The organism is Enterobacter sp. PL_is379 (assembly GCF_055817355.1).
In genome coordinates this window covers 245077-259818 of record NZ_JBVPGT010000031.1, presented here as the reverse complement: position 1 = coordinate 259818, position 14742 = coordinate 245077, and the positions used below count along the sequence as shown (strand labels likewise).

At 56.5% G+C, this 14742-nt stretch carries 12 protein-coding genes; 6 read left to right on the top strand and 6 right to left on the bottom strand.

What is annotated here, in order from left to right:
- Window positions 1-168: 168 nt before the first annotated feature.
- Window positions 169-2415, bottom strand: coding sequence for a phosphoenolpyruvate--protein phosphotransferase (ptsP, locus tag AC0TOY_RS17725; protein WP_024909296.1), 2247 nt, complete (start codon window positions 2413-2415; stop codon window positions 169-171).
- 12 nt (window positions 2416-2427) lie between these two features.
- On the bottom strand, window positions 2428-2958 hold the full coding sequence (gene rppH / locus AC0TOY_RS17720) for an RNA pyrophosphohydrolase (RefSeq protein ID WP_013098553.1): 531 nt from the start codon (window positions 2956-2958) through the stop codon (window positions 2428-2430).
- Window positions 2959-3641: 683 nt separating this feature from the next.
- On the opposite strand from rppH, the gene mutH reads away from it, so the two are divergent.
- From mutH to AC0TOY_RS17705, 3 genes are all read left to right on the top strand, one after another.
- On the top strand, window positions 3642-4334 hold the full coding sequence (gene mutH, locus AC0TOY_RS17715) for a DNA mismatch repair endonuclease MutH (protein ID WP_032648136.1): 693 nt from the start codon (window positions 3642-3644) through the stop codon (window positions 4332-4334).
- Between the two features lie 128 nt (window positions 4335-4462).
- Window positions 4463-4681, top strand: a complete 219-nt coding sequence (locus AC0TOY_RS17710) for a YgdI/YgdR family lipoprotein (protein ID WP_008499668.1) — start codon at window positions 4463-4465, stop codon at window positions 4679-4681.
- A gap of 131 nt (window positions 4682-4812) precedes the next feature.
- Window positions 4813-5853 (top strand): NADP(H)-dependent aldo-keto reductase, encoded by a 1041-nt coding sequence (locus tag AC0TOY_RS17705; RefSeq protein WP_248272365.1) that lies wholly within the window; start codon window positions 4813-4815, stop codon window positions 5851-5853.
- A gap of 93 nt (window positions 5854-5946) precedes the next feature.
- On the opposite strand, the gene lplT is transcribed toward AC0TOY_RS17705, so the two are convergent.
- The gene (gene lplT / locus AC0TOY_RS17700; RefSeq protein WP_473722257.1) at window positions 5947-7140 is read right to left on the bottom strand and encodes a lysophospholipid transporter LplT; all 1194 of its coding nucleotides are present in this window, start codon (window positions 7138-7140) and stop codon (window positions 5947-5949) included.
- The gene (aas, locus tag AC0TOY_RS17695) at window positions 7133-9292 is read right to left on the bottom strand and encodes a bifunctional acyl-ACP--phospholipid O-acyltransferase/long-chain-fatty-acid--ACP ligase (RefSeq protein WP_473722256.1); all 2160 of its coding nucleotides are present in this window, start codon (window positions 9290-9292) and stop codon (window positions 7133-7135) included. Before aas ends, lplT begins: the two co-directional genes overlap by 8 nt.
- 425 nt (window positions 9293-9717) lie before the next feature.
- On the opposite strand from aas, the gene galR reads away from it, so the two are divergent.
- The gene (galR, locus tag AC0TOY_RS17690; protein WP_048990698.1) at window positions 9718-10734 is read left to right on the top strand and encodes an HTH-type transcriptional regulator GalR; all 1017 of its coding nucleotides are present in this window, start codon (window positions 9718-9720) and stop codon (window positions 10732-10734) included.
- On the opposite strand, the gene AC0TOY_RS17685 is transcribed toward galR, so the two are convergent.
- The gene (locus AC0TOY_RS17685) at window positions 10695-11180 is read right to left on the bottom strand and encodes a GNAT family N-acetyltransferase (protein WP_473722255.1); all 486 of its coding nucleotides are present in this window, start codon (window positions 11178-11180) and stop codon (window positions 10695-10697) included. The genes galR and AC0TOY_RS17685 overlap by 40 nt on opposite strands.
- A 221-nt stretch (window positions 11181-11401) precedes the next feature.
- Between AC0TOY_RS17685 and AC0TOY_RS17680 the strand changes: the two genes are divergently transcribed.
- Window positions 11402-12439 (top strand): LacI family DNA-binding transcriptional regulator, encoded by a 1038-nt coding sequence (locus AC0TOY_RS17680; protein WP_032648146.1) that lies wholly within the window; start codon window positions 11402-11404, stop codon window positions 12437-12439.
- Here the strand turns inward: AC0TOY_RS17680 and lysA are convergent.
- The gene (gene lysA, locus AC0TOY_RS17675; RefSeq protein ID WP_024909307.1) at window positions 12409-13671 is read right to left on the bottom strand and encodes a diaminopimelate decarboxylase; all 1263 of its coding nucleotides are present in this window, start codon (window positions 13669-13671) and stop codon (window positions 12409-12411) included. The two genes, AC0TOY_RS17680 and lysA, sit on opposite strands and share 31 nt — an antisense overlap.
- Window positions 13672-13792: 121 nt before the next feature.
- On the opposite strand from lysA, the gene AC0TOY_RS17670 reads away from it, so the two are divergent.
- Window positions 13793-14725: a LysR family transcriptional regulator gene (locus tag AC0TOY_RS17670; protein WP_473722254.1), complete on the top strand. Its 933-nt coding sequence runs from the start codon at window positions 13793-13795 to the stop codon at window positions 14723-14725.
- The last annotated feature ends 17 nt before the right edge of the window (window positions 14726-14742 follow it).

Sequence of the window (14742 nt, the reverse complement as noted above, 5' to 3'; positions counted from 1 at the left end):
CGCTGAAAGTGGACAGCGGTAGAAATGCGATTCTGCTGTAAGCAGAGGCTCCAAAGTTGCGAATCATAGCACAAGGCGGGCGCGGAGGATGCGCCAGAGATGTAAAAGATGTGTATAGGGTTTTATGCGCGCTGGCGCCCTCACCCACAGGGAGAGGGCGAAAAACGATTAGCGGCCGCCGCGGATCAGACCGCCCATACCGCGTCGTTCCATAAACGCCGCGACCTGGTGGCGGACTTCCGTTGCCAGCTGCGCCTCAAGGCTGCGTTCAGCCAGCTCGCGGGCATCATTGATGTCGATATGCCGCAGCAGGTATTTCACGCGGGCGACGGCGCGACCGTTCATCGACAGATGGCGGAATCCCAGACCAATCAGGATCGCAACACACATTGAATCCCCGGCCATTTCACCGCACAGGCGTAAATCAATACCGTACTGCTCCGCTTCACGGGCGATCATCGCTAACGCGCGAATAATCGCCGGATGCAGGCTGTCGTAGATACTGGCGACGCGAGTATTGTTACGGTCGACGGCCAGGATATATTGCGTCAGGTCGTTCGTGCCGACAGAGATAAAATCAACACGGTTTGCCAGCTGCGGCAGCATAAAGACCATAGACGGCACTTCAAGCATCACCCCAATCCGCGGTTTCGGGATCGCATAGCCGATCATCTCTTCCACTTCGCGGCCAGCACGTTCGATCAGCCGCCGGGACTCGTCGATCTCATCGATGCTGGTGACCATCGGCAGCAGGATGCTGAGATTGCCCGTCGCCGCGTTGGCGCGCAGCATCGCACGTACCTGGATCAGGAAGATCTCCGGCTGATCGAGCGTAATGCGGATCCCACGCCAGCCCAGGCACGGGTTTTCTTCGCTGATCGGCATATAGGGCAGCTGTTTATCCGCCCCGACATCCAGGGTACGCAGGGTGACAGGTTTGTCGTTAAACATCTGCAGCATCCCCTGATACTGTGCCACCTGCTCCTCTTCGGAGGGGAAACCACTCTGCAGCATGAACGGGATTTCAGTACGGTATAGGCCAATACCGTCGATGCGGCTGCCAAGCTTTTCTTCATGTTCAGGGCTTAAACCGGCGTTGAGCATGACTTTGATCCGCTCACCGCTCTTCAGCTGTGCGGGCAGGTTAACGTCATCTTCCGCCAGCTTGCTTAATTCATTCTCTTCGCTGATAAGACGCTGGTACTCCTGGAGCAGAACCGGCTCAGGATCGACCAGCAGCTCACCGCGATAGCCGTCGACCACCAGCGTACGTCGGTGCAGTACCGACGGCTGAATGTCCGCCCCCATAACGGTAGGGATACCCAGCGCGCGCACCATAATGGCGGCGTGTGAGTTGGCGGCACCATCACGCACCACCACACCGGCCAGCCTGTCCTGGGGCAGTTCAGCCAGCGTCGTTGCCGAAAGTTCGTCGGCAACCAGAACAAACCGTTTTGGCCAGGCATTCGGGCCCTGAATGGTGTCATCAAGATGGAAAAGCAGGCGCTGCCCCAGCGCGCGCAGATCCCCTGCCCGCTCTTTCAGGTAACCGTCGGTCAGTGCCGCAAACTGGTCGGCAAATTTTTCGATAACCTTCTTAACCGCCCACTCCGCGACCGAGCCTTTATCCACTTCCGCAAAAAGCTCACGACGCAGACGCGCATCGGAGAGCAGGTGCGAATAGAGGTCAAAGATCGCCGCCGTCTCTTTTTGCGCGCCTGCGGCGAAGCGCTTGCTGTAACGACGAAACTCATTCGCCGCCTCTTCCAGCGCGGCGGTGAGACGCTCGCGCTCCAGCGCTTCATCAAGCGTTGAGGCTTCGTAAACCTGCTCCATCAGCGGCAGCGTAGCGTCCATCCAGCCTTCCGCTATCGCCACGCCTGGCGATGCCGGAAGGGCACGAATGCGCGTATGGCGATACTGACCAAAAAGCGCGGCAAGCTGGGACTGGGAGAGGATCGCCGCCATCTGCGTGGCCAGCGTGACGAGGAAAGACTCCTCGCTTTCGTCGTACTGACGTAGCTCACGCTGCTGGACGACCAGCACGCCGAGCAGCTGGCGACGCTGAATGATCGGCACGCCAAGGAAAGCGCGGAAGCGCTCTTCTTTTACGGAAGGGATGTACTTAAAGCTGGGGTGTTTTTGTGCGTCAGCAAGGTTGATGGGTTCAGCCAGCCGCCCGACCAGACCCACGATACCTTCATCAAATGCGAGCGTTACGGTGCGTCCGCGTGGTTTTTTCAAACCACGGGTTGCCATCAGGTAATAGCAGCGCCGATCGTGGTCGGCCAGATACACCGAACAGACCTCGGTCTCCATCGCAAGGCAGATGTCGGTGACCAGAATATTCAGCGCCTCGTTCAGACGCGGCGCGCTGGCCACCTTCTCGACTATTTCTCGCAAGCGGGTGAGCATGATTTGCGTAGCTTAACCTCTTTTACGTCGCCAGGCAGGTGCGCTCTGCGGCTTAGGCGGGATCTCCTGAAGCTGCATTACCACACTTGCAAACTCTTTCATCACCCTACGGTAAACATCGCGTTTAAATGACACGACCTGACGAACAGGATACCAATAGCTCACCCAGCGCCAGCCATCGAACTCCGGCGTACTGCTGGTTTGCATATTGATGTCTGAATCGTTGCCCACCAACTGCAACAGAAACCACTTCTGTTTCTGGCCGATACAAACCGGCTTTGTGTCCCAACGCACCAAACGTTTCGGTAACTTGTAACGCAACCAGTTGCGGGTCGAAGCCAGGATGCGAACATCTTTTCGGCTTAAACCGACCTCTTCAAAAAGCTCCCGGTACATCGCTTGTTCTGGGGACTCTCCCGGATTGATCCCGCCTTGCGGGAACTGCCAGGAGTGCTGACCATATCGCCGGGCCCACATTACCTGGCCCTGACGATTACAAATTACTATTCCTACGTTCGGGCGGTAGCCATCGTCATCAATCACCGGACTACCCCAAACTAAACCTTATATATGAATGATTGTTTCACACTACAGGGAGGCGGTAAACCACTCTCTTACAGGGCTGCAACCTAATAACATTTGAATAACTCACAAATAAGTGCTGAGTTATAAACAGATGAGTGGCAGTGAAGGGAATTTTATTCACCTTTTCTGTGGATATAGTTGTGAAGAAGTGTCTGATTACCGATGAACAACCTTAAACGCTGCCATATCCCCTCTTTCACCTGAATTCAATAATGCATTTATTTTCATAAAGTTAAATGTATTTCCATGAACACAAAACAGAATAGCGTGACGATCATCACATCAGGGATCGTCGTGCTGATGAAAGATCGAACAGCGTCGGTTTTATCCACAGATTGTGCCAATAAGTTAGTCACAATTTGTTTGAAAATTCGATTTTCATCGCACGTCAAGGCTGTAAATTGAAACAGTAGTCAGGGTTATGCCCAGTTATCCCATTTTTCTGTGGATAACATGGTGTAAGATCCTGTTCATTGTCAGTGACCAGATTTGAACAACCGGTTTTCTGACTCGGGTGAAACGATTTCAAACCCATAAAAAAACCTATAAATCATACACATGGAATATTGGTACAGAAATAGTTAAACTCTATCCACAGGGGACAATTTCTTCGTTTATTTTTTAATCAAAAGGTTACCGTCATGCATCCGCTTACACCCTTGCTCTCACCGCCGTCCAGCGAGGGCCAGTTGCTCCAGCAGGCACAGCGTCTTGCGGGCTTTTCGCTTGGCGAGCTGGCGGCAATGGCAGGGCTTCCGATCCCGAAGGATCTTAAGCGGGATAAAGGCTGGATCGGCATGCTGCTTGAGCTGTGGCTGGGTGCGAGCGCAGGGAGCAAACCCGAGCAGGATTTTGCAGCACTTGGCGTGGAGTTAAAAACCATCCCAATAGATAGCCAGGGCAAGCCGCTTGAGACCACCTTTGTCTGCGTTGCGCCATTAACCGGCAACACCGGCGTGACGTGGGAAACCAGCCACGTTCGCCACAAGCTGAAGCGCGTGTTGTGGGTACCGGTTGAAGGCGAGCGACAGATCCCCCTGGCCGACCGTCGCGTTGGCGCGCCGCTGCTCTGGAGCCCGAACGAGGATGAAGAGCATCAGCTTCGGCTGGACTGGGAGGAGCTGATGGACATGATCGTTCTTGGGCAGGTAGAGCGCATCACCGCCCGACACGGAGAAGTGTTACAGCTGCGTCCGAAAGCGGCCAACAGTAAAGCGCTTACCGAGGCCATCGGCGCACAGGGTGAGCCGATACTAACGCTGCCGCGCGGTTTTTATCTCAAAAAGAATTTCACCGGCGCGCTCCTGGCACGTCATTTCCTGTTAAAAACATAGTTTTTTACTTATTTTGCGAGCTCTCAAACATAATCGACTGCTTTTTAAGATTTTACTGCTTCCTCAAGTCGCCATATCGGGTTAATACTAGATTATGATTTGATACGCGCCAGATGAGGACGATAACGATGAAAAAATGGGCAGTGTTAGTTTCAGCAGTCGGTTTAGCGTTTGCCGTATCGGGCTGTAGCAGCGATTACGTCATGGCGACAAAAGATGGTCGAATGATCCTGACCGACGGCAAACCCGAAGTTGACGATGATACCGGTCTGGTCAGCTACCGCGATCAGGAAGGCAATAAAATGCAGATCAATCGCGACGAAGTATCGCAAATTATCGAGCGATAAACAGAGAGAGGTCAGTCGCTTGCTGACCTTTTTGATTTTTTTCTTCCCCTTTTGCTTCCCCTCTGCCATGTTTATATTCCTTTGTCGGGCACGCCCTGACGCGGTCTATAAGTCTACTGAGGAAGCCGGCTATGCATTATCACCGTATCCCCCACAGCGCTCTGGAAATAAGCCAACTGGGGTTGGGCACGATGACATTTGGTGAACAAAACAGCGAAGCCGATGCCCATGCACAACTCGATTACGCCGTCAGCCAGGGGATTAACCTGATTGATGTCGCGGAGATGTACCCTGTTCCACCACGTCCGGAAACGCAGGGACTTACCGAAACCTACGTCGGTAACTGGCTGGCAAAACACGGCAACCGTGAAAAGCTGGTGATTGCCTCAAAAGTCAGCGGCCCCGCGCGCAACAACGATACCGGGATCCGCCCGAATCAGATCCTCGATCGCAAGAATATCCGCGCCGCACTGGACGCCAGCCTGAAGCGCCTGCAAACCGACTATCTCGATCTGTATCAGGTGCACTGGCCTCAGCGCCCAACCAACTGCTTTGGTAAGCTCGGCTACACCTGGAATGAGAGCGCCCCCGCCGTGACGCTGCTGGAAACGCTGGAAGCGCTGACCGAATGCCAGCGCGCGGGAAAAATCCGCTATATTGGCGTCTCTAACGAAACGGCCTTTGGGGTCATGCGCTATCTGCACCTGGCGGATAAACACGATCTGCCGCGTATCGTGACTATTCAGAACCCGTACAGCCTGCTTAACCGCAGCTATGAAGTGGGTCTGGCCGAAGTGACGCAGTATGAAGAAGTGGAACTGCTCGCCTACTCCTGTCTCGGCTTCGGCACGCTGACGGGGAAATACCTGAACGGCGCGAAACCGGCCGGAGCGCGTAACACCCTCTTTAGCCGCTTTACCCGTTACAGCGGCGAGCAGACGCAGAAAGCCGTTGCCGCCTATGTGGATATCGCGAAGCGTCACGGTCTTGACCCTGCGCAGATGGCGCTGGCCTTCGTGCGTCGTCAGCCGTTTGTTGCCAGCACCCTGCTGGGCGCGACCACGATGGAGCAGTTGAAAACCAATATTGCGAGTTTCAATCTGAACCTGAGTGAAGAGGTGTTAGCGGAGATTGAAGCGGTGCATCAGGTTTATACGTATCCTGCACCGTAATAAAAGCAAAACGGCAACGCACGTTGCCGTTTTTAGGGTTTGCTCCCTCTCCCTGTGGGAGAGGGCCGGGGTGAGGGCATCAGGCCGCACTTATCAGCGGCGACGTTGCCAGATCCACAAACCCGCAATCGCCAGCGCAAACAGCCCGCCAAACCCGACGCCAATCCCCACCACTGGCACGCCCACTTTTACCGCCAGCGAGTAGAGCCCCAGCATTAGCAGCATCGCCAGGTTTTCCCCCAGGTTTTGTACCGCGATGGCATTGCCTGCCCCGACGGTCTGTTTGCCCCGCTCCTGCAGTAACGCGTTCAGTGGCACCACGAAGAAACCGCCCAGAATACCAATCAGGATGAGGAGGACATACGCGGGCAATAACGCATGCTGCAGCGAGAAGATCAGCACCACGACGCCAATCAGGATCCCTGCGGGCATGCAGCGTGCTACCGTCTCGAGCGTTACCAGCTTCGCCGCCGCGCCTGCCCCCACCACAATGCCGATGGCCACCATCGCATTCAGATAGGTCGGCGTCGCGTTGTCAGTAATCCCCAGCGCCACCGGCACCCACAGGACCAGCAGGAAGCGCAGCGTGACGCCCGCACCCCAGAACATACTGGTCCCCATCAGGGAAAAACGCGTTTCACCGTTACGCCACAGCACGCGGCAGGCGCTAAAGAAGCTGCCGGTCATCGGTTTAAAGCGCCAGGATTGTCCCGGGCGAGCCACCGGCAGTTTAGGAATAAACAGGTTCGCCACGACCGCCCCACCATACACCGCCGCGCATACGCCCAGTGCCGCCAGGACATGCCAGTCGGCCAGCACGCCGCCCGCAACGGATCCGAGCAGGATAGCGGCAATGGTTGACGACTCCATCAGACCGTTGGCTTTCACCAGCTTATCCCCGGTGGTCAGCTCGCCGAGAATGCCATACTTCGCCGGGGAGTAGGCGGCGGCGCCAATGCCCACCAGCGTATAGCCAATAAACGGATTAAAGCCAAAACAAATGCTGGCCGCACCCAGCAGCTTGAGGCCATTGGCAAACATCATCACCCGACCTTTCGGGAAGCTGTCCGCCACCTGCCCGACGAACGGAGCAAAGATAATGTAAGCGCCCACAAACACCATCTGCAGGATCGGCTGACTCCAGTCGGGGTAAAACTCGGCTTTCAGCAGCGCCAGCGTGGCAAACAGCAGCGCGTTATCGCCGAACGCAGAGAGAAACTGCGCGGCAATGACGGCCATCATGCCTTTCGACCTGAGTGAAGTGTTAGTGTGTACTGACTCACGCATTTTGCTGTTCCGCCTCTTCAACCATGCCTTTCAGGGTCACGAAATCTGGCTTCCCGCTGCCCAGCACCGGGAGCTGTTTCAGGTAGCGAATATCGCGCGGCACGGCCAGTTCAGGAATACCGTGTTCGCGTGCATAGCTCAGTAATCTGTCGCGCTTAAGCTCACTGTCGGTCGTAAACAGTACCAGCGCCTCACCTTTGCTGGCATCGCTCTTCACGACCGTGGCGTGCATCTTCTCGGCGGACACGGCCGTCGCCAGTTGCTCCACCATTTCCAGAGAGACCATTTCGCCGGCAATTTTGGCGAAGCGTTTCGCGCGGCCCTGAATCTGTACAAAGCCCTGTTCATCGAAACGGACGATATCCCCGGTGTCGTACCAGCCGGTTTCAACCTCACCGTTGACGTTTTCCGCCGTCGGCGCTTCCAGCACGCCCGGGTTTTCCACGCGCAGATACCCGTTCATCACGTTTGGCCCTTTGAGCTGCAGACGGCCACCGTCCTCAATGCCCGGCACGGCCAGCAGACGCGCGTCCATCCCCGGCAGAATTCGGCCAACCGTGCCCGGTTTCGCCGCCATCGGCACGTTAATCGAGACCACGGGCGCACACTCGGTCACGCCATACCCTTCGAGAATGCGCAGGCCAAACTTGTCCTGCCAGATCTGGCGCGTGCTCTCCTGCAGTTTTTCCGCACCGGCCACCACATACCGCACGCGATAGAAGTCATACGGATTGGCGAAACGCGCGTAGTTGCCGAGGAACGTTGAGGTGCCGAACAGGACGGTGCAGTTACGGTCATACACCAGCTCCGGCACAATCCGGTAATGCAGCGGGCTTGGATAGAGGAACACTTCTGCGCCGGTCAGCAGCGGCGTAAACAGCCCCACCGTCAGGCCAAAGGAGTGGAACAGCGGCAGCGCCGACATAAAACGGTCATCCGCGGTAAAGTCAGCAATGCTTTTGATCTGCTCAACGTTCGCCAGAATGCTCTTGTGGCTGTGGACGACGCCTTTCGGGTTGCCCTCCGATCCCGACGTGAAGAGGATAATGGCATCATCTTCCGGCTGCTGTTTGACCTGCGCCAGACGCGGCACCAGCAGGTGAGCAAAAATCCACAGCTTGTCGCCGGTGGTCACGTCGGCTTTCAGATCCTCCAGGAAAACCCAGCGTACCTGGGTGAGCTGCTCGGGAAGATGCCAGAGCTTGCCTTTGTCCAGGAACTGACGAGAGGTAAAGACGGTATTAATCTGGGCAGCGGTGATGGCGCTGGTCAGCCCTTTCACACCCGCCGTGTAGTTCATCATCGCCGGGATCCGGCCCCGGGAAACCGCGCCGAAAATCACCGCCGCGCTGATGCCCGCATTAGGCAGCATCAGGCCAATCTTTTCGCCCTTTTTGCTGTACTTCTCAAGAATGCGCCCCACAAACAGGGTCTTGGTCAGCAGTTTGCGATAGGTATCCGGGGTAAAGTTGATGTCTTCGATGCAGTTTTTCTTCGCGCCATAGCGGTGCTGCGCGGAAAGCAGAGATTCGTACAGCGTTTCGCGCGGACGCACGGCCATGCGCGCTTCCATCATAATCTGGTGCAGCATTTCCCCGGCGATTTTACGGCGATCGCGGGCACGCGGCGCGTCGGGCATCGGTAACGACGTTGGCGGCAGAATATGCAGCGTGATTTTGGGGAACAGACGCTGCTTCACCAGTCCCTTCAGACGGCTGAAATGGGTCAGCTCTGCGCCTTCAATACGCAGCGGCACCACGGTCGCTTTTGACTTCGCCGCGACAAACCCCGCACCGTCGTAGATTTTCATCAGCGAACCGGTCACGGAGATACGCCCTTCCGGGAAAATGACCACCGGACGACCCTGCTCGACCAGACGCACCAGATGCTTAATCATCATCGGCTTTGTCGGGTCGAGCGGCACAAAATCAATCAGCGGCGTGAGCCAGCGCATGTACCACTGCTGGCTGATGGAGGTATAGACCGCAAATACCGGGCGCACGGGCAGAAACAGCGCCAGCAGGATACCGTCTATAAAGGAAACATGATTTGGTGTGATAAGAACGCGTTCGCCGCGAAGCGCCTGGGCATCGCCAGTGACGCGGATGCGAAAAAGAATACGGAACAGTGTACGGAAGAACCCAAATAGCATCTCAACTCCCTTTGCCAGCCAGTGTGGAGGGTTGATAGTAAATGGTGGCAGATTACACGAGAAGTGATACGGGAGCGACAGCAAAAGTGGAGGCGAAAAAAAACCTGCGCATCCGCGCAGGTTGGTGCAAGAGATGAGTACGAAACCGTACTAAGAATTCTCACCAATCAATACCTCTGGGATCTCAACTGTATCAATCTCATTAACATCCTCGCCATCGGACAATCGCAACAGCCTGAGGCAAAGTGTAACCAAAGGTTCAGATTGACATTCTTCAGACATGACTGCGCGTGTAACGATTACACCGCCAGGGTTGTTCTGCGTCACGTTTGTGGAGAGCGGAAATCCGCTCCCCTTGAATGCGCGCCGCTTTTCCGCAACACTATTTGGTGTGTAAACGCTTACCCCCAATAAGAAGGTAATGAATGGCGACAATAAAGGATGTGGCCCGTCTGGCAGGTGTGTCGGTGGCAACCGTCTCCCGCGTGATTAACGACTCCCCAAAAGCCAGTGACGCATCACGCCAGGCGGTACAAAGCGCCATGGAATCCCTGAACTATCATCCCAATGCCAATGCCCGCGCGCTCGCCCAGCAGTCCACAGAAACCATTGGTCTGGTGGTAGGAGATGTCTCCGATCCCTTTTTCGGCGCGATGGTGAAAGCCGTTGAGCAGGTTTCTTATCAGACAGGCAATTTTTTGCTGATCGGCAATGGCTATCATAATGAACAAAAAGAACGCCAGGCCATCGAGCAGTTGATCCGCCACCGCTGCGCGGCGCTGGTAGTACACGCCAAAATGATCCCGGATGCCGAACTGATTCATCTGATGAAGCAGATCCCCGGGATGGTCATCATCAACCGCATTATTCCCGGCTTTGAGAAACGCTGCGTGGCGCTCGACGACCGCTACGGCGCGTGGCTTGCGACCCGTCATCTGATTCAGCAGGGCCACACCCGGATTGGCTATCTCTGTTCAAACCACCCGATTTCTGATGCAGAAGACCGTCTGCAGGGCTACTACGATGCCCTGCGCGAAAACGGACTGCCGTGCAATGACCGCCTGGTGGCCTATGGCGAACCGGATGAGAGCGGCGGTGAACAGGCCATGACCGAGCTGCTGGGTCGCGGACGGAATTTCACGGCGGTTGCCAGCTATAACGACTCGATGGCCGCAGGGGCAATGGGGGTGTTGAACGACAACGGGATTGAGGTACCGGCAGAAATTTCGCTGATTGGCTTCGACGACGTGCTGGTCTCCCGCTACGTTCGCCCGCGCCTGACCACCGTGCGCTACCCGATTATCACCATGGCCACACAGGCCGCCGAGCTGGCGTTAGCGCTGGCGGAACAGCGCCAGCCGCCGGATATTACGCATCTGTTTAGTCCGACGCTGGTTCGTCGTCACTCCGTTGCGTCGCCTGCGGAAGCGCAGAGCGAATAACGGTAGAGGTGAACCCGCGTGTTGGGGTATTCCAGCCCATCGCCGATATATTGCCAGCCGTAACGTTCGTAGAAGTCACGGCAGGCAGACCAGAGGTGCAGTTCTTCATATCCCGCCTGCGCGGCCCAGGTAATAACATGCTGCTGTAACTTTCCTGCCAGCCCCTTGCCTCGCGCCGCGTCGTCAACGTACAGCGCCGCCAGCCACGGAAAGAGATCCTGACGGGTGATCAAATCGCAGCGCCAGATCCCCACCGTACCAAGTAGCTTTTCGTCCTCAACGGCAATAAACGTCAGCGGTAATTTTCCTGGCGTCTGGCTGTGCTCAACGATGCTGTGGAAAAATTCCCGGGGAAGCCCCTCGCCAAACGCCTGCCAGATCCAGTCGGTTACCTGCTCAGCATACTGCGGTGCATCGTAAAGCGGGAGGATAACAGTCTTTTTCACGTTTCACCTGCGTATTCTCATTAATGGGCTGGCCTGACGCCTCCAGCTCGTTTTGGCGATTATTTTACCAGAGTCAGACTATTTAGTTTTACTTCAGGCAGGCCAGACAAATCGTTACCGAAAAGCGTGATCGTGGCGGAATTTTTGCGCTTCCCGCATCGCTTATACGGCGTAAGCTCTGTGTTAAACTGCAGATCATTACGTGAAAGCAGGAATGTAGAATGGTAACAATGCTGGATGTCTCACTGCGCGCGGGCGTGTCTAAGGCCACGGTATCGCGCGTGCTGAACGGCACGGGTCAGGTTAAAGAGAGTACGCGTCAGCAGGTGTTTGCGGCGATGGAAGAGCTGGGCTATCGGCCGAACTTTCTCGCGCGCTCGCTGGCTAACCAGACTAGCAACAGCATTGGTCTGGTCGTCTCGACCTTCGACGGCTTTTACTTTGGCCGCCTTCTCCAGCAGGCGTCGCGGCAGACCGAAACCCACGGGAAACAGCTTATCGTCACCGACGGTCACGACGCGCCGGAACAGGAAGAACAGGCGGTGCAGATGCTCGCCGATCGCCAGTGCGATGCCATCGTGCTTTATACGCGCTATATGAGCGAAAAAGCGATCATCAAACTGATGAACACCGTAAAAACACCGCTGGTGGTCATTAACCGTGAAGTGAGCCAGGCGCCGGATCGCTGCGTGTTCTTCGAACAGCAGGATGCCGCGTTTAAGGCCGTGGATTATCTGATCGAACAGGGCCATCGGGAGATCGCCTGTATCACCGTCCCGATCCATACCCCAACCGGAAAAGCGAGGCTGATGGGCTATCGCAAGGCGCTGGAAAAGCACGGCATCCGTCTGGACGAGCGTCGGATAAAGTACGGCGATGCGGGAATGACCGGGGGATATGAGCTGTGCAAGGAATTGATTGCCGACGGTGTATCCTTTAGCGCCCTGTTTGCCTGTAACGACGATATGGCGCTGGGCGCGTCCAAAGCGTTACACCAGGCGGGGCGTAAAATCCCGCAGGATATTTCACTGTTCGGCTTTGACGATGCCCCTAGCGCGAAATGGCTGGAACCTGCGCTCTCGTCGGTTTATCTGCCCATCGACAATATGATTGTCACGGCCATCGATCAGGCGATCCGGCTGGCAAAAAACCAGCCGGTCGATGCCATCCCACCGTTTACCGGCACGCTGGTCTTACGCGATTCGGTCACGACGGGGCCGTACTTTCATCAGATGAGCTCTAACGCCAGCAGTTCCTGAATGGTCTGGCGGCGGCGGATCAGCCGCGCCTTGCCGTTATCAAACAGCACTTCCGGCAGCAGCGGGCGGCTATTGTAGTTAGATGACATAGACGCCCCGTAAGCACCGGTGTCGTGCAGCACAAGATAATCACCCGGTTTGACCTCTGGCAGCGCGCGGGTCTCCACTTTGCCGCCCTCCTGCTGGGTAAACACGTCACCCGATTCGCACAGCGGCCCCGCAACGACCGTCTCAACGCGTGGTGCCTGCGATAAATCGCGGCCGTCGGCAGCCAGGGCGGTAATGTGGTGATAGCTGCCGTACATGGACGGACGCATCAGATCGTTAAAGCCTGCGTCAATCAATACGAAGTGGCGAGACCCCATCTCTTTCACGCTGCGCACCTGCGAAACCAGCACGCCGGCTTCCGCCACCAGGAAACGACCCGGCTCAATTTCCAGTTTCACCGCGTGGCCCAAATGCGCGGCGATTTGATCGCGCGCTGCGCTCCACAGACCGTAATAGTGATCGGTATCGATCGCCTCTTCGCCCTCGCGATAAGGAATGGAGAGACCGCCACCGGCAGAGATCGCCTCCAGATCCTGACCGAAGTCGACAACCTGGCGCACCATCGCGCCGCACACCTGCTCCAGGTGGCCGTAATCGACGCCAGAGCCAATGTGCATATGAATCCCCACCAGCTTCAGGCCGTAGCGCTGTAATACCGCCAGCGCGGCAGGCATATCGGCATACCAGATCCCGTGCTTGCTGTTTTCGCCACCGGTATTGGTTTTTTGGCTGTGGCCATGACCAAAGCCCGGGTTCACGCGCAGCCAGACGCGATGGCCGGGTGAAACCTCGCCCAGCTGCTCCAGCATATCCACAGAGCCGGCATTCACCGGGATCTGCAGCTCGTGGACGCGCGCCAGCGTCGCATCGTCGATCACATCGGCGGTAAAGACGATCGCGTCACCGTCGGCTTTCGGATCGTATCCGGCCGCCAGCGCGCGCTCGATTTCGCCGAGTGAAACGGAGTCCACCTTCACGCCCTGCTCACGCATCAGGCGCAGAATGTGGATATTGGAGCAGGCCTTCTGGGCAAAACGCACCACGTCAAACTGATGCAGGGCGGCGATCTTCTCGCGAACGATCTGCGCGTCGTAGACCCACACCGGGCAGCCAAACTCGGCGGGCAGGCGCAGCAGGTTGTCGGCGTTCAAATCGGTATCAGTCTGGTTCAGCGGGCGTGGCATGGTCTTCTCCGGATAAATGCGTTTTCATGATTACGCCACAGCACAAAGAGAATAAAAAATATCGTTTTATCGCGAGTCTATGCAAAAATGATATGGTTAGTTCTCTGCTTTCAGGTGCCCTATGCCCGCCGTCAATTTACGCCATATCGAGATTTTTCACGCCGTGATGACCACCGGCAATCTCACCGAAGCCGCACAGATGCTGCATACCTCGCAGCCGACGGTGAGCCGCGAGCTGGCGCGCTTCGAGAAAGTGCTGGGGTTGAAGCTGTTCGAACGTACCCGGGGCAGGCTTCACCCGACGGTACAAGGGTTACGCCTGTTCGAGGAAGTTCAGCGCTCCTGGTACGGGCTGGATAGAATAGTGAGTGCCGCGGAAAGCCTGCGCGAGTTTCGTCAGGGCGAGCTGTCGATCGTCTGCCTGCCCGTCTTTTCGCAATCCTTTTTGCCGATGCTGCTGCAACCCTTTCTGGCCCGATACCCGGAGGTCAGCCTCACCATCGTGCCTCAGGAATCACCTCTGCTTGAAGAGTGGCTTTCGGCTCAGCGCCATGATTTAGGCCTGACCGAAACCCTCTCCACGCCAGCGGGAACGGCGCGCACGGAGTTGCTCTCGTTAGATGAAGTGTGCGTTCTGCCCGCCGGGCATCGGCTTGCCGGTAACGCAGTGCTTACACCGGAGGATTTCCACGGGGAAAACTACATCAGCCTGTCGCAGACTGACAGTTATCGACAGCTGCTGGATACGCTGTTTGCCGAGCATCAGGTCAAACGCCGAATGGTGGTAGAAACGCACAGCGCGGCCTCGATTTGTGCGATGGTACGCGCAGGCGTCGGCGTCGCGGTGGTGAATCCGCTCACGGCGCTGGATTATACGGAAAGTGGGATTGTTGTACGTCGGTTTAGTGTCTCAGTTCCTTTCACCGTTAGCCTAATCCGCCCACTGCATCGTCCGGCATCGGCGCTGGTGGAGGCGTTCAGTGAGCATCTGCAAGGAGGGTTAAGTCTATTGGCTGGCCAGCTAAATAGGATGTTGAATCAGACGCCCCACTGAACAGCGGGCGTCTGAAA